The organism is Caulobacter sp. DWR1-3-2b1, assembly GCF_049895765.1.
GTDB lineage: Bacteria > Pseudomonadota > Alphaproteobacteria > Caulobacterales > Caulobacteraceae > Caulobacter.
This window is the reverse complement of record NZ_JAFCSZ010000008.1, coordinates 52,809-76,559: the sequence shown is the minus strand read 5'-3', so window position 1 is coordinate 76,559 and position 23,751 is coordinate 52,809. Positions and strand designations below refer to the sequence as shown.

Below are 23,751 nucleotides of genomic sequence, written 5' to 3'. Positions count from 1 at the left end.
ACGCCCCGCCCCACACCGGGGCGTCCCCCGGATCAGGCGCGAGCGGCCGCGAAAATGACCTTCAGTTGATCCGAAAGCCGCGCCAGCAACGCATCCACCGCCCAGCCGTCATAGACAGCGCGACGATAGTTGGCGACATACACGTCCCAAGTCATTTCAGCCAAGAGCTTTGCGTCGATGCCGCTCTTAAGCTGACCCTGATCGATGCCACGCTGGGTGACCTCGCCGATCAGGCGGAAGATGTGCTTGAGATCCGCGCGCGAACGACGCTCGGCGGCCTCGGTGCGGGTCCACGAAACGGCGATGCTGGCGCGCAGCAGCGGCAATTGGTCGAGGTGGAAGTTATAGGCGACGCCGAACAGGCCCAGCAGAGCCTCATCCACAGTGGCGCCGGCGCGGGCGGCCTGGACCATCTGGGCGTAGATGACTTCGTAGTCGGCGGTCAGGATCTCGTCGAACAGTTCGGTCTTGTCGGCGAAGCTGGCGAACACGGCGCCGGTCGACATGCCAGCCGCTTGGGCGATGTCGCGGATGGTCGCGCCTTCGTAGCCACGCTCGCTGAACAGACGGCGGGCGGCCGACAGGACGCGTTCGCGCGTACGCTGCTTGGCCAGGGCCCGGCGGGTCAGCTTGACGGGGGCGTCGGTCGCCGACTCGATATTGACGGATACAAAGCTCATGCGGCGGCCTCCAGACGGGCGAGAGCGGCCTCGGCGCGCTTCTCGAACTCAGTGCAATATTCATCGACGACGTTTTGAAGGACGTCGGCGTAGCGGCGCGCCAGTTGGCGGCCATCCTGCGCGGCGTCGCGCAGGTCGGTGATCAGCTGGCGGACTTCCGCCATGGCGTCTTCGCGTTCCGACGCGGAGAACGCGACGGCGCCTATAGCGGCCTGAGCCATTTTTCTTTTTCCTGCCTCCCCGCTGGGGAAGAAGCGTCGAAAGATCTGCGGTGAGGGGGCGATCATGTTCAACGAACGCATACTATGAAAATCGGAGCGGGGGGCATATCGCCGTACTGGCGGGATTGCAACCACTGGAGAGGACTAAAATCACCGAACGTCGGCCGGGTTTCTATGTATGTGAGCGGTCGCATTATGCTAGTGCGACAAATGCGCCCAACGAACTCGTTCGTCGAATTTGCTCATCGGACGCCGTTCCGTCAAAGCGAAGCAGAGTGGCAAAGTTCCGTTCGAACGCCTATCTTCCATCTCATGGACAGACTGTTCGACTTCCTCGTTCCGGCCGCGCTTCTGGCGGTGCTTCTCGCGCTCAGCGGCGGGCTCTATGCCCTGTTCCGCGGCGGCGACTTCGGCCGTTCCAATTCCAACAAGCTGATGCGGCTTCGCGTGGTGTTGCAGTTCGTCGCGATCATCGTATTGGTGGCCGCATATTGGTGGCGCACGCGCTAAAATACGATAACGGCGGTCCGCGACCCATGGTCACGCTCAACAAGATCTACACGCGCACAGGCGATGGCGGCTCGACGCGTCTGGCCACGGGAGCCCCCGTAAGCAAGGCTTCGCTGCGGGTTGAAGCCTATGGCGGCGTCGACGAGACCAACGCGTTTCTGGGCGTGGCGCGACAATACACCGCGCACGATCCGCAGCTCGACGCCATGCTTGAGCGCATCCAGAACGACCTTTTCGACCTCGGCGCGGATCTGGCCACGCCGGAACAGCACGAAAAACCCGCTTGGGAACCCCTGCGGATTGTCGAAAGCCAGGTCGAGCGCCTGGAACAGGAAATCGACCGCCTGAACGACGAGCTGTCGTCTCTGACTTCGTTCGTTCTGCCGGCCGGCTCCCCCGCCTCGGCCGCCCTGCACGTGGCGCGTACGGTCTGCCGCCGCGCCGAGCGGGTGGTGGTGCTGTTGTCGGAAACCGAGGGCGAGGTTGTCGGCAAGCCGGCGCTGAAATATCTCAACCGCCTGTCCGACCTGCTGTTCGTCGCTGCCCGCTGGGCCAACGACAAGGGTGCGGGAGACGTGCTCTGGAAGCCCGGCGCGACGCGCTAGAGCATTTTCCGATAAGTGTGAAACGGTTATCGGATCGAAAAATGCTCTAAACTTTTGATTTAGAGCCCTTTTCGCCCGACCCTGATGAAGCCATCAGGTCGGAAAGGGCTCAAGTCTATTTCTTGGTGGGCGCGGGCGTCGGCGTCGGCGTCTCAGGAGCCTCGCCGTTGATCGGCGGCACATTCAAGGGCCGGCGGGTCAGGGTCTCGATCGAATAGATCGTACCGCATTTGAGCCACCTGCCGGCCCAGGCCCCGCCGCGCGCCTCGCAGCGCTCCTTCGGCCAGACCCACAGATAGTGGTAGCCGAGCACGGCGAGGGTGCTGACGAGAAACAGGCCGACGAAGATGATCTTCAGGCGATTGATCGTGCGGTTCATGGTCCGGCTCTCTAGTGGCGGGCCGAAAGCCTGACCAGTTCTTTCGCGCGCCCAGCCCTTTTCGCGCAGGGGACCACCGCGTCACCAGACGCCGCGCGCGAAGTGCCCTACATTTGTTTAAGCGGTGGAGCGATGACCCTTACGCTGACGCGAAGGGCAACTTGCATTGCAGTGCGGAAAAGGTAATTCCCCTGCTCACGCAGGAGAGAAACGCAGCCTGGAGGCGTGAAACCCGATGAAGGTCCTAGTCCCGGTTAAACGGGTTATCGATTACAACGTGAAGGTTCGCGTCAAAGCGGATCAGACGGGCGTCGATCTGGCGAACGTCAAGATGTCCATGAACCCCTTCTGCGAGATCGCGGTCGAAGAAGCCGTGCGCCTGAAGGAAAAGGGCGTGGCGACCGAGATCGTCATCGTCAGCATCGGTCCGGCGCAAGCCCAGGAAACGATCCGCACGGCCCTGGCCATGGGCGGTGACCGCGGCGTCCTGGTTACGACCGACGCCGACCCCGAACCCCTGGCCGTCGCCAAGCTGCTGGCCGCCGTGATCGGCGAAGAGCAACCTGGCCTCGTGCTGATGGGCAAGCAGGCCATCGACGGCGACAACAACGCCGTTGGCCAGATGCTGTCGGCCCTGCTGGGCTGGCCTCAGGCCACCTACGCTTCGGCCCTCGAAGTCTCGGGCTCGACCGCCAAGGTCACCCGCGAAGTCGACGGCGGCCTGCAGACGCTGGACGTCGATCTGCCCGCCGTGATCACCGCCGACCTGCGCCTGAATGAGCCGCGTTACGCCTCGCTGCCCAACATCATGAAGGCCAAGAAAAAAGAGATCGCGAGCAAGACCGTCGCCGACTACGGCGTCGATGTTGCGCCGCGCCTCAAGGTCCTCAAGGTCACCGAGCCCGCCAAGCGCTCGGCCGGCATCAAGGTCGAGACCGCCGCTGATCTCGTGTCCAAGCTCAACCTCGCGGGAGTGCTCTAGATGGCCGTTCTCGTCGTCGCCGATAACGACAACGCGCACCTGCGCGATGGCACCCACAAGACCGTCACCGCCGCCCTGAAGCTTTCGGGCGACGTGGATATCCTGGTCCTTGGTCAGGGCGCAAAGGCCGTGGCCGACGCGGCCGCCAAGATCAGCGGCGTCCGCAAGGTCCTGCTGGCCGAAAGCGCCGCCCTGGGTCATGGCGTGGCCGAGGCGGAAGCCGACGCCGTGCTTGCCCTGGCCGGTAATTATGACGCGATCCTCGTGCCAGCCACCTCGGGCGGCAAGAACTTCGCGCCGCGCATCGCCGCCAAGCTGGACGTCGCCCCGATCAGCGAGATCGTGGAAGTCGTCTCGGCCGACACCTTCGTTCGCCCGATCTATGCCGGTAACGCCCTCGAAACCGTCCAGTCCTCGGACGCCAAGAAGGTGATCACCGTCCGTCCCACCGCCTTCGCGGCGGCGGAAGAAGGCGGCTCCGCTCCCGTGGAAACGGTCGGCGGCGCGGAAGCCGACAAGACCCGCTTCGTCAGCGAAGAGATGGTCAAGTCGGATCGTCCAGAACTGGCCGCGGCCAAGATCGTCGTCTCGGGCGGTCGGGCCATGGGTTCGGCCGAGGAGTTCCAGAAGATCATCGAGCCCCTGGCCGACAAGCTGGGCGCCGCCGTCGGCGCCTCGCGCGCGGCGGTCGATGCGGGCTATGCCCCCAACGACTATCAGGTGGGTCAGACCGGCAAGGTCGTGGCGCCGGCGTTGTACATCGCCATCGGCATCTCGGGCGCCATCCAGCATCTGGCCGGCATGAAGGACTCCAAGATCATCGTCGCCATCAACAAGGACAGCGACGCCCCGATCTTCCAGGTCGCCGATTTTGGCCTGGTCGCCGATTACAAGACCGCCGTACCCGAACTGATGGACGCGCTCGCAGCAGCCGGAAAGTAGGCTTCGGCAACACCGAAATGGAAAAGGCCCGGAGGCGACTCCGGGCCTTTTCTGTTGGGCGGGGCGGCAGCGCCGCTGTCATCGGCGCTGCAGGGTCGACGAGGCCATGGCGATCTGGCGCGGTGCTTCGGGACGGCCGATCTTGGCGGTCGCATAGGGCGCCACCGAATAGGACAGGTCGCGCTGCCAACGCAGATCGTCGAGCGGCAGGGCGGGCCGGCCAGCGGCCAGCGGCCAGCGGCCAGCGGCCAGCGGCCAGCGGCCAGGAAAACGGCGAGCGTCAGCGCGCCCGCGACAAGCAGGATCTTCATCTCGTCACCTTTTCGGGGAGGGGTGGGTGGAAAGAGCGGCGCCGAGGAGACAATCGCTGCTGCGCCTTCCGAAAACCAACGATCTCTATTGGTCCAGCTTGTGAGCTGCGCTAACATCCCAAGATCATGCGCCTGCCGCCCTTCTCCACCCTGACAGCCCTGGAGGCCGCCGCTCGCCACCGCAGCTACAGCCGGGCGGCCGACGAGCTGTTCGTCACCCACGGCGCGGTCAGCCAGCAGATCCGCAAGCTGGAGGAGGAACTGGGCGTTCGCCTTTTCCTGCGCCAAGGCAACCGCATGGAGCCTACCGTCACCGGAGCGGCCCTGGGCGCGAGCGTGACCGAGGCCCTGTCTGGCCTGAAGCGCGGCGTGCAGGCCGCCCGCAACGCCGCCTGCGGACCTATCGTGCTCAGCACCGGGGCGGCCTTCGCCACCCGCTGGCTGGTCACCCGGCTGGCGCGGGCCTCGGCGGAGACCGGCGAGCTGGACTTGACCGTGCGCGTCGAAGACCGGGTATCGGACCTCTCCACGGACGGCGCCGACGTCGCCCTGCGCTTTGGTATTGGACCCTGGCCCGGGCTTGAGTCGGTGCGCCTGCTCAGCGAGCGCCTGTTCCCGGTGTGCAGCCCCGCTCTCCTCAAGCGCCACCCGATCGACAAGCCCGAGGACCTGCTGAACGCCCCGCTGCTGCGCCACACCGCCCTGCCCTGGAGCGCCTGGTTCCACGCCATGGGCTTGCCCATGCCTGACCTGCCGCCCAGCCTGGGCTTCGACGACACCTCGATGATGCTGGACGCCGCAGCCCAAGGCCTGGGCGTCGCCCTCGCCCGCAGCGGCCTGTCCGAGCGCGACCTCCGCCACGGTCGCCTGATGCGCCCCCTGGCGGGCGAGGTCGAGATCGACACCGGCCACCACTTCGTCTGGCGCGCCGACAATCCCAAGCTGGCGCGACTGCTCAAGCTGCGCGACTGGTTCGTGGCCGAGACGGCGATCGGACGCGATCTGAAGAGTTGAGCGCGGTCACACTAGCGTCGTCAGACTGTCGCGGTGGCGTCTCGAGCCGCCCATATTCCAGCCCCCAGGGCAACGCGCACCGTATTGCGCACAAGGGGGTACAGATGAATTTTCACGGACCGATCGGCCGCTCCATGCGGCTCTTCTGCGGCGTCGCCACCGGCGCTTTTCTAGCCACGGCCGCCCATGCTGCAGACACCGCGACCTCGCCAACTGAAGCCACAGATGTCGAGCAGGTCGTGGTCACCAGCACCCGCGAGACCCGCTCAGCCGTAGCCATGGAGAGCCAGCAGATTCAGCGGGTGCTACCCGGCGCCAATCCGCTGAAGGCGATCCAGTTCCTGCCCGGCGTTGTCTATCGAACAGCCGACCCGTGGGGCAACAACGAGCAAAACCTGTCGCTTTTTGTCCATGGTTTCTCGACCCAGCAGTTGGGCTACACCCTGGATGGCGTGCCGCTGGGCGACCAGCAGTACGGCAATTACAATGGCCTGTCGGTCTCACGCTCAGTCTCAAGCGAGAACGTCGCGCGCGTGACCCTTTCATCGGGCGCAGGCTCGCTTGGCGTGGCCTCGACCAGCAACCTGGGCGGTGCGATCGAGACCTTCACCCGCGCGCCCTTAGCAGAGCGGGTCTTTGCCGTCCGTCAGACAGTCGGCAGCAACGAGACTAGCCGCACCTTCCTGCGCCTCGATAGCGGCGAGATGGGCGCCGGCTTCAAGGGCTATGTGTCGTACCTGCGTCACGACGCCAAGGCCTGGGACTTCGATGGTCACCAGCGCGGCCATCAGGTGAACCTCAAGCTGGTCCATGAGGGCGAGCACGGCGAACTGACCTTCTATGCTGACTGGCAGATGAAGGTCGAGCCGAACGAAGACGCCACCGCCTTTGGCAGCCAGCAGAATGCCGCCGGCCAAGGCTTCACGCCGTATACACGCCCGTTCCACTATCCCGATCTTGCGGCCTGCACGAGCAGCTTGACGGGCGGCCCTGGCACTCCGCCGCCCGCTCAGGGAAACAATTTCTCCAATTGTTTCAGCGCTGCGCAGCGCGAAGACATCCTGTCCTACCTCCGCTACGTCTGGACGCCGACCGAAAACTTCACCTGGACCAACCAAGTCTATTATCACTATAATTTCGGGCGCGGCATTGTGTCTGGACCGGTCAATAATGCTGGCCTGCCGGCGTTGTTCGCCACCTACTATCCAAATCTGGTCGTGGGCGGCTCAGCGACCAGCGCCGGCTCGCTACAGAACATCGTTAATCTGTTCGGCGGCTCGGGTAACGCGGTCCGCACCACCGAATATCGCATCAATCGTCCTGGCGCGCTTTCGACGGTCGAGTGGACGCTGGGTGACCATCAGATCAAGGGTGGTTTCTGGTTCGAGCACAATGAGCCGGCCCAGCATCGCGTCTGGTATCCGATGACGGCCGCGAACAATAACCTGTCACCCTACGACGTGCCGCGGGGCAACAAGGCCCTCACCCAATATGCGGCCGAGTTCTTTACCAACGACATTCAATTGCACCTGCAGGACCAATGGCGCGTGACGCCGAAGCTGCTCCTTCAGGCCGGCTTCAAATCCAGCCTGCAAGACGCGACAGGCAAGTTCCCGATCAACCAGCGGAACCTGCCGACGGTGGCGGTGCCCGTGCGCTATCCGACGGGCAGCATCGAGTCGAACAAGTGGTTCCTGCCGCAACTGGGCTTGTTGTGGGACGCCAACGAGAACGACCAGGTGTTCGTCAACGTGCAGCAAAACATGCGCCAATTCATTCCGTACGGGGCCGGCAGCAATTTCTACGGCTTCTCGCCGTGGAGCCTTGGCACCCAGGCAGCCTTCGAACTGTTCAAGTCGACGGTGAAACCTGAAACTGCATGGACCTACGAACTGGGCCTTCGATCGCGTCGAGACGTCAATCTCGGCCCGATCACCGGCGTCGAAGGGCAGGTCAACCTCTACAATGTGAAGTTCAAGAACCGCCTGCTGAACATCGCACCCTACAACTTCATCAACCCGGCGCCCGCCATCCTGGCCAATGTCGGTGGCGTGACCACCAAGGGCATCGACGTCGCCGGCACGCTCAAGTTCGGGGACCACTTCCAGCTGTACAACGCGCTCTCGTACAATCAGTCCAAATACGACCAGAACTATCAGAGCGGCACAACGCTTGTGGGCGGCGTCTCGACGCCGGTCACCGTGGCCACTGGGGGCAAATATGTGCCGCTGACGCCGAAGTGGATGAACAAGACCATCGCTCGCCTCAGCTATGGCAATTTCGACGCCCAGATCAGCGGCGACTATGTTGGCAAGCGCTATGTGACCTATCTCAACGACCTGTCTGTGAAGTCGATGATGCTGGTCGACCTGCAGGCCGGCTACACCTTCGAACTCGCCGAAGGCGGCTTCCTGAAGGGCGCGCGGGTCAGCGCCAATGTTACGAACCTGTTCGACAAGAAGGGGGTCTCCACGGCTGGCGTCACGAGTAATTCGGGTGGCTACACCGCTTTCCCGCAAGCGCCCCGTATGGGCTTTGTCACCCTCTCGGCTGACTTCTAGGTCGTGGGCGGCGGCCGGCTTGCCCGTCCGCCGCCTGCTCCAAAAACAAAGGCCCGGCGAAAACGCCGGGCCTTTTTCGTTTCAGCGGTGTGAAGCGATAGCCTAGTCCTTGGCGCGTTCCTGATACGAGTTGTCCTCGGTCAGGATCACCACCCGCACGCCGACGGCGATGTAGGGCGGAACGGTGGTCTTGATGCCGTTGCTGAGCAGGGCCGGTTTGTACGACGAGCTGGCGGTCTGGCCCTTCACCGACGGTTCGGTGTCGACGACTTCCAGGATCATGGTGCGCGGCAGTTCGATGGCGATCGGGATGTCGTTGTGGGTCGACAGCTGGACCGTCATGTTTTCTTGCAGATAGGGGGCGGCGTCGCCGATGACGTCGGCGGTGGCCAGAACCTGGTCGAAGCTGACCGGGTTCATGAAATGGAAGCCCTCGCCATCCTGATACAGGAAGGTGTGGTCGCGTTGATCGACGAAGGCGCGCTCGACCTGCTCGGTGGTGCGGTAACGCTCGGACACCTTCACGCCGTCGGAAATGCGGCGCATGTTCAGCTGGGTCACCGGGGTGCCCTTGCCGGGGTGGATGTTGTCGACGGTCAGAACAACATACAGACGGCCGTCCATGTCAACGACGGCGCCCTTGCGGAGCGAGCTGGCGGCTACCTTCACTGCGTTAGTCCTTGGGCTTTCCGGGCGCTGCCCGGAGGCCGCGGCGCGAAGGGGGTGGTGATCCTGTGACCGCCCTCCTATAGCGAACGCGGCAAGATCGCCAGTCTCTACTACGCGGAGCGCCCGTGGCTGCTGACGCCCCTTCACCGCCACGGTCGCCGTGGTGGACGCCGTCGATCCACGCCGACCGCCGACCGTTCCTGATGGTCCGCAACCGGATCACCCGGGCGGTGCGCGGCTGGTTCGAGGATCAGGATTTCGTCGAGGTCGAGGCGGCCGCCCTGCAGGTCTCGCCCGGCAACGAGGCCCACCTTCACGCCTTCCAGACCACGATGCTGAGCCTGGCCGGCGATCCGGACCAGACCCTCTACCTGCACACCTCGCCCGAGTTCGCCTGCAAGAAGCTGCTGGCGGCTGGCGAGGACAAGATCTTCGACTTCGCCCGCGTGTGGCGCAATCGCGAGCGCGGGCCGCTGCATCATCCTGAGTTCGTCATGCTGGAATGGTATCGGGCCGGCGCGCCGTACCAGACGCTGATGGACGACTGCGCGGCGCTGCTGTCGCTGGCGGCCGAGACCGCCGGGACCCGGCGCTTTTCCTTCAAGGGCATGGACTGCGACCCCTTCACCGCGCCTGAACGGCTGAGCGTGGCGGAGGCCTTCGAGCGCCATGCGGGCGTCAATCTGCTGGCCAGCCTGGACGCGAGCGGCAAGACCGACCGCGACGCCTTGGCTGCGTCGGCGACGGCGGTAGGAATCCGGGTGGCCGACGACGACAGCTGGGCCGACGTCTTCAGCCGGGTGATCGTCGAAAAGGTCGAGCCGAACCTCGGGCAAGGCCGGGCGACGATCCTGTGCGAATATCCCGTGGCCGAGGCCGCTTTGGCGCGGCCGAAGCCGGGCGATCCGCGCGTGGCCGAACGCTTCGAGCTCTATGCCTGCGGGGTCGAGCTGGCCAACGCCTTCGGGGAACTCACCGACCCCGCCGAACAGCGCCGCCGCTTTGTCGCCGAGATGGACGAGAAGGCGCGGATCTATGGCGAGCGCTATCCCCTCGACGAGGACTTCCTCGCCGCGCTGGAGATCATGCCCGAAGCGTCAGGCTCGGCCCTGGGCTTCGACCGGCTGGTGATGCTGGCGGCCGGGGCGAGCCGGGTGGATCAGGTGATGTGGGTTCCGGTGGCGGGTTAAAGGACCTCCCCCTGAAGGGGGAGGGTTTGCGTGGGCGCGGCTTTTCAGCCATATCCCGACCTCCCATGCCCCCCACCCAGACACTTCGCACGGCGCCCCTGAAAACAGTGAGGGCCTTGGCCGACGCCGGCCTGATCGCTCCCGAGCGGTTGCCGGCGCTCGAGCGGGTGGCGGCGCAGTATGCGGTGGCGATCACGGCCGACATGGCGGCGCTGATCGAGCCGGCCAACGAGGCCGATCCCATCGCCCGCCAGTTCGTGCCGCAGGTCGCCGAGCTGGTGGCCGCGCCGGGCGAGAATCCCGATCCGGTCGGAGACCTGACCCACAGCCCGGTCGAGGGCGTCGTCCACCGCTACCCAGACCGGGTGCTGCTGAAACCTACTCACACCTGCGCGGTCTATTGCCGGTTCTGCTTCCGCCGCGAGATGGTCGGGCCCGAGGGCTTGCGCACCCTGTCGCCGGCCGAGCTGGACGCCGCCTTCGCCTATGTCGCGGCGCATCCGGAGATCTGGGAGGTCATCGTCACCGGCGGCGATCCGCTGGTGCTGTCGCCCCGCCGTATCCGCGAGATCGGCGAGCGGCTGGCCAAGATCGAGCATGTGAAGGTGGCGCGCTTCCACACCCGTGTTCCAGCGGTCGATCCGGCGGCGATCACCGACGAGATGGTCGCGGCGCTGAAGGCCTCAGGCAAGGCGGTCTATGTGGCGCTGCACGCCAACCACCCCCGCGAACTGACCGCCGAGGCCCGCGCCGCTTGCGCTCGGATCGTCGATGCGGGCATTCCGATGATCAGCCAGACCGTGCTGCTGGCCGGGATCAACGACGACCCCGAGACCCTTGGCGCCCTGATGCGAGCCTTCGTCGAGGCGCGGGTCAAGCCCTACTACCTGCACCATCACGACTATGCGCCCGGCACCGCCCACCTGCGCACCTCCATCAATGAGGGCCAGGCGCTGATGAAGGCGCTGCGGGGTACGATCTCGGGCCTGTGCCAGCCGACCTACATCCTCGACATCCCCGGCGGCCACGGAAAGGTCCCGGTGGGACCGTCCTATCTGAACGATCAGGCAGTCGAGGACCCGCAAGGCCAAGCTCATTCCTACCCGCCTGTAGGGTAGCGCGACACATCCCCGCTGCGTCGCAGCAAAGCCTTGGCGAGCGCGTGGTTTCTCGTGCTAGAAAAGTCGCCACAATCTAAGGCGCGGACCTGGGGTCCTGTCGCCGTATCAAGCGAAGGCTTGGCGTTCATGAGTGAAATCAAGACGGTCGGCGTTATCGGCGCCGGCCAGATGGGCTGTGGCATCGCGCATGTCTGCGCACTCGCGGGCTATGACGTTCTGCTGCACGACGTCACGCGCGACCGCATCGACGCGGGCTTGGTCCTGATCGAGAAGAACCTGGCCCGCCAGGTGGGCCGCGGCATCATCGACGACGCCGCCATGGCCGCCGCCATGGCGCGAATCAAGCCCGCCGAGGGCCTGGAAGCCGTCGGCCAGACCGACCTGGCCATCGAGGCCGCTACCGAGAACGAAGAGACCAAGAAGGCCATCTTCCGCAGCCTGCAGCCGCACCTGAAGCCCGACACCCTGCTGGCCTCCAACACCTCGTCGATCTCGATCACGCGCCTGGCCTCGGCCACCGACCGCCCCGAGCGGTTCATCGGCCTGCACTTCATGAACCCCGTCCCGCTGATGAAGCTGGTCGAGATCATTCGCGGCATCGCGACCGACGTCCCGACCTACGAAAAGGCCGTGTCGTTCGCCCAGTCGCTGGGCAAGATCACCAGCAACGCCGAAGACTTCCCGGCCTTCATCGTCAACCGCGTGCTGGTGCCGATGATCAATGAGGCGATCTACACCCTTTATGAGGGCGTGGGCACGGTCGACGCCATCGACACCGCCATGAAGCTGGGCGCCAACCATCCGATGGGCCCGCTGGAACTGGGCGACTTCATCGGTCTGGACACCGTGTTGTCGATCATGAACGTCCTGCATGAAGGCCTGGCCGACAGCAAGTACCGTCCCTGCCCGCTTCTGGTGAAGTACGTAGAAGCTGGATGGCTTGGCAAAAAGGCCGGACGTGGGTTCTATGACTACCGGGGCGAGACGCCGGTTCCCACGCGATAGGCGTGCGGCGTCTCCACAGGGGACGCCATGACCGATACTCAGACCTTGCGGCCGGTAACGGCCGCTGATCGCCACATCAGCCTGGACGTCCTGCGGGGCTTGGGCGTGATGGGGATATTGGCGGTCAACGCCGTGACGTTCGCCCTGCCCTTCGAGGTCTATCCGACGCCCAACCTGTCGCCCTATCCGCTGGTCGGAGACGAGGCGAACGCCTGGTGGGTGGTCCAGACCTTCTTCCACTACAAGTTCATCACCCTGTTTTCGATGCTGTTCGGGGTGTCGATCCTGCTGGTCGGCGGCGAGCGCAGCGACAAGCCGCGCGGCGCCCTGCTGCGGCGACGGCTTGGATGGCTGGCGGTGTTTGGCCTGATCCACGGCCTGCTGATCTGGTACGGCGACATCCTGCTGCTCTATGCGATCACCGGCATGATCGTGATGCTGATGCGATCCTGGACGCCGCGCCGGCTGTTCATCGTGAGCCTGATCGTCATCGTGCTGGGCTCGATCTTCGCGGTCCTGCCGATGATGGCGTTGCAATATGCGCCCGAAAAAACCCAGGCCGAGGTCGCCGCTCAGATGGTCATGGGCACGCCGGCGACGGTAGCCAAGGCCATCGCCGCCATGAAGGCGGGCCTGCCTTCGGCGCTGAAGGAGAACCTCCAGGATTGGATGATGCTGCAATCTATGAGCGTCATCGTCATGATCTGGCGGACAGGCGCCCTGATGATGCTGGGCATGGCGCTGTTCAAGTCGGGTTTCCTGACCGGCCGCGCGCCGACCTGGGTGTATGGCCTGCTGGTCGCCATCGGGGCAGCCGGCCTCTGGTATGTCGGCGTCGAAGCGCGCGCCAAGCTGGCCATCGACTTTTCGGGGCCACGCAACAACGGCGAGCTGCAGTTGGGCTACGAATTCCTGACCCTGCCCATCACCCTGGGCTACGCGTCGCTGGCGATCTTGCTGCTGAAGCTGGGCTTGGCCCGCAAGCTGCTGACGCCGCTGGCCAATCTGGGGCGGATGGCGTTCACCAACTATCTGAGCCAGTCGCTGATCATGACCACGATCTTCTGGAGCGGTCGCGGCCTTGGCCTCTATGGCGAGGCCACGCGGGTCGAGCTGTGGATGATCGTCGGCTCGATCTGGGTCGTGCAGTTGATCTGGTCCAGCCTGTGGCTGTCGCGGTTCTCGATGGGTCCGCTGGAGTGGGTCTGGCGGCGGCTAGCCTACGGCAAGGGCCTGGCGCGGACGGGTTAGGCAGCCGGAAGGCGTTCAAAACGCCAAGCTCCGGGCTGGCGCAGTCAGGACGGACAGAGCTGGCTACCAAACCCGTTCGACATCATAGTTCGCGAAAGCTGCGTCCTTTGTCATGATCGGGCATTTACTCCTGATGGCCTGTGCGATCAGAAGTCGATCCCAAGGGTCGCGATGATGACGCGGCAGCCGCCCAGCGATGACCGCATCCTCGGGGTCGATAGCCCGCCAATCGAAACCTTCGGCGAAGACCGCGCTCGCTAGATCGGCCGGCAGGCGTTTCAGAAGCGGGTCGGCGTCACGCTTGAATTCTATCTCGTAAGCGCTGACGGCGCTGACGAGAATTGTGGCCTCGTTGGAGCCCAGACGATCCAGGCAGGCGGGCGGCAATCGCGAAGGATCGGTGAGCCACCAGATCAACACATGCGTATCGATCAGCAGCGTCATGCCTGCGGGAAGATCGGACCATCGGCGGCGGCTTCCAGCCCGGGATCCGGCCGCAGGAACAGATCGGGGTCGCGAAGCTTGCCAAGATGAGCCCAGGCGCCCGGCGTGCGCTTGCGGGTGGGCTGCCGCTCGGGCGGCTTGGCCACGGCGATGGTCTCGCCCTCGGACGTCAGAATGACATCCTCGCCCGCACGGATGTGGGCAACCAGTTCAGCCAAGGCGTTCTGCTTTGCAACGTCGACCTGGATCGTCATGGCCAAACGTAACACAGCGCCCGACAGCCGACGACTCCCCTACCCCGCCCCCATGGCCACGGCGATGTGGTAGGTCGCGAACGAGGCCAGATAGGCCAGCCCGGTCATGTACAGGAACATCACCGTCGGCCAGGTCCAGCCATTGGTCTCGCGCTTGACCACGCCCAGCGTCGCCGCACACTGCGGGGCGAAGATGTACCAGGCCAGGAACGACAGAGCCGTGGCCAGCGACCACTGCTTGGCCAGCAAACCGCCTAGAGCGGTGCCGGCCTCGTCGTCGCCGCCCACGGCATAGACGGTGCCCAGCGCCGCGACGGCCACTTCGCGGGCCGCGAAGCCCGGGATCAGGGCGACGGTCATCTGCCAGTTGAAGCCGATCGGCGCCATGACCGGCGCGATGAAGTGACCGATACGGCCGGCGAAGCTGTAGTCGATGGCCGGACCCGTCGCGCCCTCGGGCGGATAGGGGAAGGTCGACAGCACCCAGACCAGCACCATCAGCGGCAGGATGATGCGGCCGGCGCGCTCGATGAAGATGCGCGCGCGGGTCCACAGGTTCATCAGCAAATTGCGCGGTTCGGGCCAGCGATAGGTCGGCAACTCCATCATGAAGGGCTCGACCGTGCCGCGCCAGAACACCCGGCGGATCACGAACGACACCGCCAACGCGCTGACGATGCCGCTGGCATAGAGGCCGAACATCACCAGCCCGGGCAGGCTCAGAAAGCCCCAGACGGTGGTGTGCGGAATGAAGGCGGCAATGATCAGGGTGTAGACCGGGATGCGGGCCGAGCAGGTCATCAGCGGCGCGACCAGGATGGTGGTCAGCCGGTCGTGCTTGTTGTCGATCACCCGCGTCGACATGATCCCGGGAATGGCGCAGGCAAAGCTGGACAGCAAGGGGATGAAGGCCCGGCCATGCAGGCCAGCCCCGCCCATGATCTTGTCCATCAGGAAAGCCGCGCGGGCCATGTAGCCGCTGTCTTCCAGCAGCAGGATGAAGAAGAACAGGATCACGATCTGCGGCAGGAAGACCAGCACGCTGCCGACGCCGGCGATCAAACCGTCGGTGATCAGGCTGCGCAGCAGGCCGTCCGGGAGAACACCGCCGACCAGCGCGCTGAGCCCCGCAAAGCCCGCCTCGATCAGGCCCATCAAGGGCTCGGCCCAGGTGAACACTGCCTGGAACATCACGAACAGCAGCAGGCCCAGGATCAGCAGGCCGGCCGCCGGATTGAGCAGCACGTCGTCGATCTTGCCGGTGACGGTGTCGGGCCGCTCGGGCGGCTTCACGCAGGCTTTGAAGATGCGTTGGGCCTCGGCATGTGCAGCGCGGATCTCGGCGGCGTCGGGCTCGCGCCATGTGCTGGCGTGCCCGCCGGCGTGGCTGAGGGTGAGAGCCTCGGCCTGGGCGATCAGGTCTTCCAGACCGCGCTTGCGAGTCGCCACGGTGGTGACGACGGGCGCGCCGATCTCGACCGCCAGCTTTTCCACATCGATCCGCAGGCCTTGGCGCTGGGCGATGTCGAACATGTTGAGCGCCAGCACGAAGGGCCGGCCGACCTGCTTGAGCTCCAGAGCCAGCCGAAAGACCAGCCGCAGATTGGTGGCGTCGGCCACGCAGATCAGCACGTCGGGAGCCGCCTCGCCGACCAGGCGGCCAAGGATCGCGTCGCGGGTCACCACCTCGTCGGGGCTGCGAGCGCGCAGGGAATAGGTGCCGGGCAGGTCGAGGATGCGCAGAGTCCGGCCGCCCGCCGTGGTCAGCATGCCTTCCTTCCGCTCGACGGTGACGCCGGCATAGTTGGCGACCTTCTGACGGCTCCCGGTCAGGGCGTTGAACAGGGCTGTCTTGCCCGAATTGGGATTGCCGACCAGGGCGATGCGGGCTGGCCCCGCAGCAGCGGTCTCCGTGGAAACCGGGTTGAGCGTAGCGGTGGCTGTGGTCAAGTCTGGGTCCTGTCGAACTTCACGGTCACGGCGCTGGCCTCGCGCCGACGCAGGGCTACGCGGGTGTCGTCGACCCGCACGGCGATCGGATCGCGGCCGAACAGACCCTCGTGCAGGACCTCGACGCGCGCGCCCTCGACGAAGCCCATCTCAAGCAGGCGTCGCTCCAGTTCCTCGGCGTCGATGGCCTCGGCCGCGCCGGTCTGGCCGGTGACGCTGACGATCACGCCCGCATCGCCGCGCGAAGCCTCGCCGAGCGAACGCCCGGGGGAGACAAGATCATTGCTGGAATCAAGGGCAAGGGCGTCGAACATGGCCGCTCCGCGAAAACTTGCGAGTGATTATCAGTCTAAAGCCTCGCTGTCGATGAGGCGATCTTGCGAGGTTGAGTTATGCTGCCCGAGATCCCCGGAGGGGCGAGGCGTAGTGGCGCAGGCGCGTTAATATGTTCGACTCTTGGGACACGGACCGGTCTGATTGCCTGTAACGATTCGCGTGGACGGACTGATGCGAAGGCTGATGCTGGGGCTGCTTACGGGCGCCTATCTTTGTCTGGCTCTGATCATCTCCCTGGTGCTGTGGCGCACGGGGGCTGCTCCTGCTGTCGGTCTGTCGGCCTTCATCGGCACGCTGGCCCTGTGCTTCGCGTTCCACGGCTTGATCTCCAACACCTTCGATTCCGCCCGCACGCGCCTCGACATCGACACCGTTCGCGAGGCCCACGCCATCCTGCTGGACCAGATCGAGAAGATCGACGCCCGCATGACCGAGCTGGTCGAGAGCGTCGCCGTGGACTCTCAGCGCCGTTCCGAAGAGCTGTCGACCGAGGTCCACCAGCTGGAAGACTTGATCGCCGGCATGAACGACCGGCTTGAGCACCAGCTGACGCATCAGGTCGCCGCCGCCCGTGTCGAGGTTCGCGGTCGGACGCCGCAATCCAACGTCATGCTGCAAGTCGTGCAGGAAGCCTTGGCCGAGAACCGGGTCGACCTCTATCTGCAGCCTATCGTCAGCCTGCCCCAGCGCCGGACGGTCTTTTACGAAAGCTTCTCGCGCCTGCGCGATGAAACGGGCCGGGTGATGATGCCCGCCGAATATCTGGCCGTGGCCGAGCCCGAAGGCTTGATGACCGCCATCGACAACCTGCTGCTGTTCCGCTGCGTGCAGATCGTACGGCGGCTGGCCAAGCAGGACCGGAAGGTCGGAATCTTCTGCAACATCTCGCTGGCCAGCCTCGCCGACGAGTCGTTCTTCCCGCAGTTCCTCGAATTCATGCAGGCCAACAAGGACCTGGCCGGCGCGTTGATCTTCGAACTGGGCCAGGCCGCTTTCGAGCGTCGCGGTCCGGTGGAAGCCCGCCACATGTCGCGCCTGGCCAGCCTGGGCTTCCACTTCAGCCTCGACAAGGTGAGCGACCTGGATCTCGACTTCCAGGACCTGGCCCGCGCCGACGTGAAGTTCCTCAAAGTCGGCGCCCAGATGATGCTGGACCAACTTCAGGAGCAGGACGGCAAGCTGGTCATCGCTTCCCTGCCCGACCTGAACGCCAGCGACTTCGCCGCTCTCACCCGTCGCTACGGCATCGAGGTGATCGTTGAGAAGGTCGAGGCCGAGAAGCAGATCGTCGATATCCTCGATCTCGACATCGGCTACGGCCAGGGCCACCTGTTCGGCGAACCCCGCGCCATCCGCGACGCGGTGCTGGCCGAGGCCGAGCCGCCCCAGGACTTCATGCGCGGCGCCCTGCGTCGTCGCGCTTCAGGCTGGTGACACTTTTGGGTCCACAGAGCCTGTAGAAGGCTCTGTGGACCCAAATCTTGGGAGCGTGACAGACGCCGAAACCGACTTCCACTTTCGGCTGTCACGCTCCAGCCGCAAGCTTCGGAATGACCCCCACGCGGTGATCGCCCATGCTTCCGATCATACGGAGCCCGCCATGACCCCATCCGCCCATCTCAACGACGAGGCTCGTTGGGCCGCCTGCCAGGGCCGAGACCCGAACGCCGACGGTGCGTTCTTCATCACCGTGCGCACGACCAAGATCTACTGCCGCTCGGTTTGCCCGGCCCGGCCGTTGCGCAAGAATGTGGTGTTCCACGCCACCACCGCCGAGGCCCGCGCCGCCGGCTTCCGGGCGTGCAAGCGCTGCAAGCCCGACCGGTTCGGGGCTCTTGGCGAGACCACCGCTTGATCCCCGAGCCTTCGAAGGTGGACTGGAAGCGTATCGCCATCGAGCTGGACGCGCGCGGCTGGGCCTTGACCGGTCCGATGTTCACGCAGCAGCAGTGCGCGGAGCTGGCGGCGCTGTACGACCGCCCGGAGCTGTTTCGCAGCCGCGTGGTCATGGCCCGGTATGGCTATGGCAAGGGCGAGTACCAATACTTCGCCTACCCTCTGCCGGAGCAGGTCCAGACTCTGCGCGAGAGCCTGTACCCGCCCCTGGCCTGCATCGCCAATCGCTGGGCCGCGCGGCTGGGCGATGAGCGACGCTTTCCCGAGACGCTGGCGGAAATGCTGGAGCGCTGCCACGCGGGCGGTCAGGCACGGCCTACGCCGCTGATGCTCACCTATGGTCCGGGAGACTACAACTGCCTGCACCAGGACCTCTATGGCGAGCACGTCTTCCCGCTGCAGGCGGCCTTCCTGCTGGACGCGCCGGGCCGCGATTTCGAGGGCGGCGAGTTCGTGCTGGTCGAGCAACGACCTCGCCAGCAGTCGGCGCCCCAGGTCGTGCCGCTGACCCAGGGCCAAGGCGTGATCTTCGCGGTGCGCGAGCGGCCGGCCGAGGGAACGCGGGGCGTCCATCGGCGGATGCTGCGGCACGGGGTCAGCGAGATCAGGTCCGGGCGGCGGCGAACGCTGGGGGTGATCTTTCACGACGCGACGTGAGATTGACGCATCGGGACGCCCCCTCCGTCACGATGCGTATTCGCATCGCGCCACCTCCCCCGATTCGCAAGGGAGGAGAAGATCACCTCTCCTCACCCGTAAAACGGGGGAGGTGGCATGGCGCGAATACGCGACATTACGGATAGGGCGTCCCGGCGCGGGCTTCACCCCAGCGGCGAAACCCCGAAAAACACCCGGTGCAGGAACAGCACGAACAGCACGTAGAGCGCCGTTCCGGCCACCACCATGATCACGTCCGCAATTGGTCTGGTCGCCACCGGCGCGGGCTCCCTGCGCCCCAGGGCGGCGATCAGATCGACCACCGCATAGGCGAGGAACGACGCGAACAGCAGCACCGAGGCCTGGTCGCCATTGGCCAGTAAATGCCCCGCCGACCAAAGGATGATCCCGATCAGCATCGGATGGCGCACGGCGGCCTTGATCCGCCCGACGGGGCCGTTCGCGCCGGCCAACAGAATGAAGGCCGGCAACACCAGGGCCAGGGCCGCGTGACGCCCCCAGCTTGGCGGGTCGTAGAGTTGCGGGGCCATCAGCCGGTACTGCATCCATCCCCAAATGATCAGGCCCAGCCCGACGGCCGAAATCAGCGAATAGAGCCCCTTCCAGCGCCCCGGACTGGCCGCGACCTGCGCGTCGCGGAACGGTCCAGCCACGATGCGCGCGGAGTGGATGCCGAAGAACAGCACAAGTCCCAGGATCAGAATCGTCATCAGCCCCTCCCCATTGTTGCGAGCAGGATAGTCACGGAACCACGTTCTTCGGAAGCCGGCCCCTTGGAAACCGGGTCGGGCGACGACACTTAAAGCCCTTCCCCCGAAACGTCCGTGGCGTTGACGCCTCCGCTTCCGACCGGTACCGCCGCCCCATGATGGATTTCCCAGAACGCCTTTCGGCCCTCCGCGACCGCTACGACATCGTGCTCTGCGACGTCTGGGGCGTGATCCATAACGGCGTGCAGAGCTTCCCGGAGGCCTGCGACGCCCTGGTCCAATGGGGCGCCAATGTCGGGCCGGTGGTGCTGATCTCCAACGCGCCGCGCCCATCGACCGACGTGGTCTCGCAACTGGACAGCCTGGCCGTCCCGCGCGCCGCCTGGAGCGGTTTCGTCACCTCCGGCGACGCCACGCGCGCCCTGCTCAGCGCCCGCGCGCCCGGCAAGGTCTGGAGGATCGGCCCCGACCGCGACGCGACGCTCTATGCCGGCCTCGACCTGGACCTCACGGCCTCTGGCGAGGACGCCGACTTCATCGGATGCACTGGCCTGTTCGACGATGAGACCGAAATCCCAGAGGACTATCGCGAGCGCCTGGCCGTGGCCGCAAAGCGCGGCCTGACCTTCATCTGCGCCAATCCCGACCGCGTCGTGCAGCGCGGCGACAAGTTGATCTTCTGCGCCGGCGCCCTGGCCGACCTCTATGAGAGCCTGGGCGGCGAGGTGGTCATGGCCGGCAAGCCCTTCGCGCCGATCTACGACCTGGCCATCGCCAAGGCCGCCGAGCTGACCGGCAAGCCCGTCGACCGCAGCCGGGTGCTGTGTATCGGCGACGGCGTGATCACCGACGTGCTGGGCGCCGAAAACCAGAAGCTGGCCTGCCTGTTCATCGCCAAGGGCATCCATGGCGAGAAGGCCATCGGCCCCGACGGCCTGCTGAACCCCGAGGCCGTCCTGGCCCTCCTCGCCGCCGACAAGACCGGGGCCACACACGCCGTGGGCGATCTGGTCTGGTGAATTGGTCGCTTTTTGGCGCGCATTCCAACCACAAGATCGAAGGCGCTTTTGCGGAATGCGCTTGTGCAGTTAGATTGCGCTGCAACGCACAATAAAAAACCGCAGGGGAAAGTGTGATGCAGGGTTTGTTTCTTGAAGATCTGAGCGTCGGCCAGAGCGCCGAACTGGTCCGCACCGTTCTGGAGGCTGACATCGAAGCCTTCGCCGCCGTCACCGGCGACAACAATCCCGTCCACCTGGACGCTGCGTTCGCGGCGACCACCAGCTTTGGCGAGCGCATCGCCCACGGCATGCTGTCGGCCGGCTATATCTCGGCAGTGATCGGCACCCAGCTGCCCGGCCCCGGCGCGATCTATCTGTCCCAGGCCCTGCGCTTCAAGCGGGCGGTCAGGATCGGCGACACCGTCACCGCGCGGGCCACCATCACCGAGATCGACGAGGCCAAGGCCCGCGTCACCCTGGCCACCGTCTGTCTGGTCAATGGCAAGCCCGTGCTCGACGGCGAGGCCCTGATCATGGTTCCGCGCAAGGCCGCCTGATGAAGCTGAAGATCGTCCACGCCTGGAAAGACCTCTCGCCGGAAGAACGCGGCGCGGCCGTGGCGCTAGGCAATTTCGACGGCCTGCACCGCGGCCACCAGCAGGTGATCGGCGAGGCTGCCAAGGCCGCCCTGGTTCTGAAGGCGCCGCTGGGGGTGATTACCTTCGATCCGCACCCGCGCCGCCTGTTCCGGCCCAGCGAACCAGCCTTCCGCCTGATGACGATCGAGCAGCAAGCCCGCGTTTTAAGCGGAATGGGCGTGGATGTCCTCTATCTGCTGCCGTTCGACTTCCAGATGGCCAGTTTCTCGGACAAGGAATTCGTGGAGCAGGTTCTCGTCGAGGGTCTGGGTGTGAAACATGTGGCGGCAGGGTTCGACATCTCGTTTGGCAAGGGCCGCACCGGCAGCGCCGACGGCATGAAGGCCTATGGCGACCAGAAGGGCTTCGGCGTCTCGATCGCCGAGCCCGTGGCGGGTAAGGCCGGCGACAAGTTCTCCTCGACCGCCGTCCGCGACGCCCTGCGTGATGGCCATCCGGAAACCGCCGCCCGCATCCTGGGCCGCCCCTTCGCCATTGAGGGCGTGGTGCGGCGCGGCCAGCAGCTGGGCCGCCAGCTGGGCTTCCCGACCGCTAATGTCGAGATCATCGACTATGTGGTGCCAAAGCTCGGCGTCTACGCCACCCGCACCCGCCTACCCGATGGCCGCGAAGTGCCCGGCGTGGCCAATCTGGGCAACAACCCGACCACCGGCGAGGTCGAGACACGGCTGGAAACCTGGCTGTTCGACTTCGACGAGGACCTCTACGGCCAGGTTATAGAAACCCAGCTGATCGCTTTCCTGCGACCGGAGCAAAAGTTCGACAGCATCGAACTGATGATTCAGCAGATCCGACGCGATGAGACGGCGGCGCGGGCCATCGTGGCCCCAGGGTTTTAGAACCCTTCTCCCCTTGCGAGAGAAGGTGGCGCGAAGCGATGGATGAGGGGTCGCGCGAACCTATCCAGGCCTTTCAACCCCTCATCCGACCCGCTGGCGCGGGCCACCTTCTCCCGCAGGGGGAGAAGGGATGTTCAAGCGCTGCGGCCTGCTGTTAACCTCTCTTAACCAGTGCGGGGGCGGGGAATGTTGAAGGCGCGCAAGTACGAACTCTTCGCCAGGGCGCGCCGTCCTGCGCCCAAGCGGCATCACGAAATCCTGTCCTATCCGGCCGACGCCCAGTTCGTGTTCGACACCGGCAAGGCGGTAGAGGTCGAGGGCGGCTATTGCGCCCTGCCCAATGGCGACCTGCTGGACGCCTATTCCAACGCCGTGGTTCGCGCCGTCGAGGTGGTGGGTCCCGCCGTGGTCCGCGTCCACCCGATGCTGGAAGACCCCCGCATGCAGGGCATCGGCTCGGGCTTTGCCTTCGCGGCCGGCGGGCTTATCCTGACCAACAGCCACGTGGTGCAGGGAGCCAATCGCTTCGTGGTCATCACCGCCGAGGGCCGCAGCCTGACGGCGCGCTGCGTGGGCGACGACCCCGATACCGATCTCGCCATCCTGAAGATCGAACAGAACATCGACATTCCGATCGCCCGCCTGGGCGATTCCAAGAAGCTGCGGCGCGGCCAGCTGGTCATCGCCATCGGCGCGCCGCTGGGCTTCGAGGCCACGGTGACCACCGGCGTCGTCTCGGCGCTGGGACGCTCCCTGCGCGGCGAGCGCGGCCGGCTGATCGAGGACCTGATCCAGACGGACGCCGCCCTCAATCCCGGCAACAGCGGCGGACCGCTGGTCAATTCCAGCGGCGAGGTGGTCGGCATCGCCACCGCCGTGATCGCCGGCTATCAGGGCCTGTGCTTCGCCGTCGCCGTGAACACCGCCACCTATGTGATCCAGGAGCTGCTGGACCACGGCTTCGTGCGGCGAGGCTCCATCGGCATGATAGCCCAGCAGGCCCCGATCCCCGCCGGCCTGGCGCGCGCCACCGGCGTCACCCAGCCCTATGCGGTGTTCGTGGCCCATGTGGACACCGGCGGACCGGCGGCCAGGGCCGGCGTCAAGGAAGGCGACCTGCTGATCCAGGCCGGCGACCAGCCGCTGACCGGTCTCGACGACCTGCTGCGGGCGCTGGACCACCACAGCATCGACAAGGCCACGCTGTTCACCCTGATCCGCGAGGGGCGACTCATGACGGTGTCGATCACGCCGAAGATTCGCAGGCGGAGCTGAACCAACGAGAGGCCTGACCCCAAATACTGTCATCCCGGACAGGCGCGAAGCGCGCCGACCCGGGACCGACGCCTGAGCGCAGCGTTCCAGATCGGTCCCGGATCTTCACCCGGCTTCGCCGGGTTCGTCCGGGATGACAGGATGTTTTCAGCTTGCGGGTTTGCCCCTCCCGCAACCCTCTGCTATCCCCAGCCCATGACTTTCGTTCGGAAAACCCCGCGAATTATCCGCCCGGCGTGACGCCGGACAGGTTGCCGCGCGCGCCGGG

The 23,751-nt window shown here is 65.5% G+C and carries 26 protein-coding genes and 1 pseudogene; 18 read left to right on the top strand and 9 right to left on the bottom strand.

The features are described 5' to 3' along the window. Positions 1-32 precede the first annotated feature (32 nt). Both ACP69S_RS09975 and ACP69S_RS09970 read right to left on the bottom strand, forming a co-directional pair. Positions 33-680, bottom strand: a complete 648-nt coding sequence (locus ACP69S_RS09975; RefSeq protein ID WP_425996752.1) for a TetR family transcriptional regulator — start codon at positions 678-680, stop codon at positions 33-35. After that, positions 677-901, bottom strand: coding sequence for a hypothetical protein (locus ACP69S_RS09970; protein ID WP_425996750.1), 225 nt, complete (start codon positions 899-901; stop codon positions 677-679). The genes ACP69S_RS09975 and ACP69S_RS09970 overlap by 4 nt, the downstream gene beginning before the upstream one ends. A 312-nt stretch (positions 902-1,213) precedes the next feature. Here ACP69S_RS09970 and ACP69S_RS09965 point away from each other — a divergent pair, with 312 nt between their 5' ends. Both ACP69S_RS09965 and ACP69S_RS09960 read left to right on the top strand, forming a co-directional pair. Beyond that, a complete protein-coding gene (locus ACP69S_RS09965) occupies positions 1,214-1,411 on the top strand; it encodes a twin transmembrane helix small protein (RefSeq protein ID WP_425996749.1) in 198 nt (65 codons plus the stop codon). A gap of 26 nt (positions 1,412-1,437) precedes the next feature. Then, on the top strand, positions 1,438-2,016 hold the full coding sequence (locus tag ACP69S_RS09960) for a cob(I)yrinic acid a,c-diamide adenosyltransferase (RefSeq protein WP_425996747.1): 579 nt from the start codon (positions 1,438-1,440) through the stop codon (positions 2,014-2,016). A 115-nt stretch (positions 2,017-2,131) separates the two neighbouring features. On the opposite strand, the gene ACP69S_RS09955 is transcribed toward ACP69S_RS09960, so the two are convergent. Then, positions 2,132-2,395, bottom strand: coding sequence for a hypothetical protein (locus tag ACP69S_RS09955; RefSeq protein ID WP_425996745.1), 264 nt, complete (start codon positions 2,393-2,395; stop codon positions 2,132-2,134). Positions 2,396-2,630: 235 nt separating this feature from the next. Between ACP69S_RS09955 and ACP69S_RS09950 the strand changes: the two genes are divergently transcribed. The 4 genes from ACP69S_RS09950 (at position 2,631) to ACP69S_RS09935 (ending at position 8,205) form a co-directional block, all read left to right on the top strand. Then, on the top strand, positions 2,631-3,377 hold the full coding sequence (locus ACP69S_RS09950; protein ID WP_425996743.1) for an electron transfer flavoprotein subunit beta/FixA family protein: 747 nt from the start codon (positions 2,631-2,633) through the stop codon (positions 3,375-3,377). Further along, positions 3,378-4,319 carry an electron transfer flavoprotein subunit alpha/FixB family protein gene (locus ACP69S_RS09945; RefSeq protein WP_425996741.1) on the top strand — a complete coding sequence of 314 codons (942 nt, stop codon included), beginning with the start codon at positions 3,378-3,380 and terminating at the stop codon, positions 4,317-4,319. It abuts the gene before it with no gap. Between the two features lie 437 nt (positions 4,320-4,756). Further along, positions 4,757-5,644, top strand: a complete 888-nt coding sequence (locus ACP69S_RS09940; protein ID WP_425996739.1) for a LysR substrate-binding domain-containing protein — start codon at positions 4,757-4,759, stop codon at positions 5,642-5,644. 104 nt (positions 5,645-5,748) lie between these two features. After that, positions 5,749-8,205, top strand: a complete 2,457-nt coding sequence (locus ACP69S_RS09935; RefSeq protein WP_425996738.1) for a TonB-dependent receptor — start codon at positions 5,749-5,751, stop codon at positions 8,203-8,205. 102 nt (positions 8,206-8,307) lie between these two features. Here the strand turns inward: ACP69S_RS09935 and efp are convergent, their stop codons facing one another. After that, entirely contained in the window at positions 8,308-8,874 is a 567-nt protein-coding gene (efp, locus tag ACP69S_RS09930) for an elongation factor P (RefSeq protein WP_425996736.1), read from the bottom strand. Positions 8,875-8,999: 125 nt separating this feature from the next. Between efp and epmA the strand changes: the two genes are divergently transcribed. From epmA to ACP69S_RS09910, 4 genes are all read left to right on the top strand, one after another. Beyond that, positions 9,000-10,064, top strand: a complete 1,065-nt coding sequence (gene epmA / locus ACP69S_RS09925; RefSeq protein WP_425996734.1) for an EF-P lysine aminoacylase EpmA — start codon at positions 9,000-9,002, stop codon at positions 10,062-10,064. Between the two features lie 65 nt (positions 10,065-10,129). After that, on the top strand, positions 10,130-11,182 hold the full coding sequence (locus ACP69S_RS09920; protein ID WP_425996732.1) for a lysine-2,3-aminomutase-like protein: 1,053 nt from the start codon (positions 10,130-10,132) through the stop codon (positions 11,180-11,182). A gap of 129 nt (positions 11,183-11,311) precedes the next feature. Further along, positions 11,312-12,190, top strand: coding sequence for a 3-hydroxybutyryl-CoA dehydrogenase (locus tag ACP69S_RS09915; protein WP_425996730.1), 879 nt, complete (start codon positions 11,312-11,314; stop codon positions 12,188-12,190). 27 nt (positions 12,191-12,217) lie between these two features. After that, positions 12,218-13,441: a DUF418 domain-containing protein gene (locus ACP69S_RS09910; protein ID WP_425996728.1), complete on the top strand. Its 1,224-nt coding sequence runs from the start codon at positions 12,218-12,220 to the stop codon at positions 13,439-13,441. A gap of 63 nt (positions 13,442-13,504) precedes the next feature. On the opposite strand, the gene ACP69S_RS09905 is transcribed toward ACP69S_RS09910, so the two are convergent. Genes ACP69S_RS09905 through ACP69S_RS09890 form a run of 4 tightly spaced genes read right to left on the bottom strand, consistent with a single transcriptional unit; the run spans position 13,505 to position 16,403 of the window. After that, positions 13,505-13,885 carry a type II toxin-antitoxin system VapC family toxin gene (locus ACP69S_RS09905; RefSeq protein ID WP_425996726.1) on the bottom strand — a complete coding sequence of 127 codons (381 nt, stop codon included), beginning with the start codon at positions 13,883-13,885 and terminating at the stop codon, positions 13,505-13,507. Beyond that, complete coding sequence (locus tag ACP69S_RS09900; RefSeq protein WP_425996724.1) at positions 13,882-14,145, bottom strand: hypothetical protein; 264 nt, start codon at positions 14,143-14,145, stop codon at positions 13,882-13,884. Before ACP69S_RS09900 ends, ACP69S_RS09905 begins: the two co-directional genes overlap by 4 nt. Before the next feature lie 33 nt (positions 14,146-14,178). Next, entirely contained in the window at positions 14,179-16,089 is a 1,911-nt protein-coding gene (gene feoB, locus ACP69S_RS09895; protein WP_425996722.1) for a ferrous iron transport protein B, read from the bottom strand. After that, entirely contained in the window at positions 16,086-16,403 is a 318-nt protein-coding gene (locus ACP69S_RS09890) for a FeoA family protein (protein ID WP_425996720.1), read from the bottom strand. Before ACP69S_RS09890 ends, feoB begins: the two co-directional genes overlap by 4 nt. 193 nt (positions 16,404-16,596) lie before the next feature. On the opposite strand from ACP69S_RS09890, the gene ACP69S_RS09885 reads away from it, so the two are divergent. The 3 genes from ACP69S_RS09885 (at position 16,597) to ACP69S_RS09875 (ending at position 18,978) form a co-directional block, all read left to right on the top strand. Beyond that, positions 16,597-17,859 (top strand): EAL domain-containing protein, encoded by a 1,263-nt coding sequence (locus ACP69S_RS09885; protein WP_425996718.1) that lies wholly within the window; start codon positions 16,597-16,599, stop codon positions 17,857-17,859. Positions 17,860-18,025: 166 nt separating this feature from the next. Next, positions 18,026-18,280 (top strand): Ada metal-binding domain-containing protein, encoded by a 255-nt coding sequence (locus ACP69S_RS09880; protein ID WP_425996716.1) that lies wholly within the window; start codon positions 18,026-18,028, stop codon positions 18,278-18,280. Further along, entirely contained in the window at positions 18,277-18,978 is a 702-nt protein-coding gene (locus ACP69S_RS09875; RefSeq protein WP_425996714.1) for a 2OG-Fe(II) oxygenase, read from the top strand. Before ACP69S_RS09880 ends, ACP69S_RS09875 begins: the two co-directional genes overlap by 4 nt. Positions 18,979-19,142: 164 nt before the next feature. Here the strand turns inward: ACP69S_RS09875 and ACP69S_RS09870 are convergent, their stop codons facing one another. Then, positions 19,143-19,709: an NnrU family protein gene (locus ACP69S_RS09870; protein WP_425996712.1), complete on the bottom strand. Its 567-nt coding sequence runs from the start codon at positions 19,707-19,709 to the stop codon at positions 19,143-19,145. A gap of 155 nt (positions 19,710-19,864) precedes the next feature. Between ACP69S_RS09870 and ACP69S_RS09865 the strand changes: the two genes are divergently transcribed. From ACP69S_RS09865 to ACP69S_RS09845, 5 genes and pseudogenes are all read left to right on the top strand, one after another. After that, entirely contained in the window at positions 19,865-20,728 is an 864-nt protein-coding gene (locus tag ACP69S_RS09865) for a TIGR01459 family HAD-type hydrolase (protein ID WP_425996710.1), read from the top strand. Between the two features lie 113 nt (positions 20,729-20,841). Further along, positions 20,842-21,267 (top strand): MaoC family dehydratase, encoded by a 426-nt coding sequence (locus tag ACP69S_RS09860; RefSeq protein ID WP_425996708.1) that lies wholly within the window; start codon positions 20,842-20,844, stop codon positions 21,265-21,267. Beyond that, entirely contained in the window at positions 21,267-22,208 is a 942-nt protein-coding gene (locus tag ACP69S_RS09855; protein WP_425996706.1) for a bifunctional riboflavin kinase/FAD synthetase, read from the top strand. Before ACP69S_RS09860 ends, ACP69S_RS09855 begins: the two co-directional genes overlap by 1 nt. Before the next feature lie 13 nt (positions 22,209-22,221). Beyond that, a pseudogene (locus tag ACP69S_RS09850) lies at positions 22,222-22,341 on the top strand (hypothetical protein); the annotation flags it as partial. Between the two features lie 53 nt (positions 22,342-22,394). Further along, positions 22,395-23,483, top strand: a complete 1,089-nt coding sequence (locus tag ACP69S_RS09845; protein WP_425996704.1) for a S1C family serine protease — start codon at positions 22,395-22,397, stop codon at positions 23,481-23,483. The last annotated feature ends 268 nt before the right edge of the window (positions 23,484-23,751 follow it).

Coding starts and splice junctions, on each gene's coding strand:
- ACP69S_RS09975 (WP_425996752.1), bottom strand. CDS start 680: ATGAGCTTTGTATCCGTCAATATCGAGTCGGCGACCGACGCCCCCGTC.
- ACP69S_RS09970 (WP_425996750.1), bottom strand. CDS start 901: ATGGCTCAGGCCGCTATAGGCGCCGTCGCGTTCTCCGCGTCGGAACGC.
- ACP69S_RS09965 (WP_425996749.1), top strand. CDS start 1,214: ATGGACAGACTGTTCGACTTCCTCGTTCCGGCCGCGCTTCTGGCGGTG.
- ACP69S_RS09960 (WP_425996747.1), top strand. CDS start 1,438: ATGGTCACGCTCAACAAGATCTACACGCGCACAGGCGATGGCGGCTCG.
- ACP69S_RS09955 (WP_425996745.1), bottom strand. CDS start 2,395: ATGAACCGCACGATCAATCGCCTGAAGATCATCTTCGTCGGCCTGTTT.
- ACP69S_RS09950 (WP_425996743.1), top strand. CDS start 2,631: ATGAAGGTCCTAGTCCCGGTTAAACGGGTTATCGATTACAACGTGAAG.
- ACP69S_RS09945 (WP_425996741.1), top strand. CDS start 3,378: ATGGCCGTTCTCGTCGTCGCCGATAACGACAACGCGCACCTGCGCGAT.
- ACP69S_RS09940 (WP_425996739.1), top strand. CDS start 4,757: ATGCGCCTGCCGCCCTTCTCCACCCTGACAGCCCTGGAGGCCGCCGCT.
- ACP69S_RS09935 (WP_425996738.1), top strand. CDS start 5,749: ATGAATTTTCACGGACCGATCGGCCGCTCCATGCGGCTCTTCTGCGGC.
- ACP69S_RS09920 (WP_425996732.1), top strand. CDS start 10,130: ATGCCCCCCACCCAGACACTTCGCACGGCGCCCCTGAAAACAGTGAGG.
- ACP69S_RS09915 (WP_425996730.1), top strand. CDS start 11,312: ATGAGTGAAATCAAGACGGTCGGCGTTATCGGCGCCGGCCAGATGGGC.
- ACP69S_RS09910 (WP_425996728.1), top strand. CDS start 12,218: ATGACCGATACTCAGACCTTGCGGCCGGTAACGGCCGCTGATCGCCAC.
- ACP69S_RS09905 (WP_425996726.1), bottom strand. CDS start 13,885: ATGACGCTGCTGATCGATACGCATGTGTTGATCTGGTGGCTCACCGAT.
- ACP69S_RS09890 (WP_425996720.1), bottom strand. CDS start 16,403: ATGTTCGACGCCCTTGCCCTTGATTCCAGCAATGATCTTGTCTCCCCC.
- ACP69S_RS09885 (WP_425996718.1), top strand. CDS start 16,597: ATGCGAAGGCTGATGCTGGGGCTGCTTACGGGCGCCTATCTTTGTCTG.
- ACP69S_RS09880 (WP_425996716.1), top strand. CDS start 18,026: ATGACCCCATCCGCCCATCTCAACGACGAGGCTCGTTGGGCCGCCTGC.
- ACP69S_RS09870 (WP_425996712.1), bottom strand. CDS start 19,709: ATGACGATTCTGATCCTGGGACTTGTGCTGTTCTTCGGCATCCACTCC.
- ACP69S_RS09865 (WP_425996710.1), top strand. CDS start 19,865: ATGATGGATTTCCCAGAACGCCTTTCGGCCCTCCGCGACCGCTACGAC.
- ACP69S_RS09855 (WP_425996706.1), top strand. CDS start 21,267: ATGAAGCTGAAGATCGTCCACGCCTGGAAAGACCTCTCGCCGGAAGAA.
- ACP69S_RS09845 (WP_425996704.1), top strand. CDS start 22,395: ATGTTGAAGGCGCGCAAGTACGAACTCTTCGCCAGGGCGCGCCGTCCT.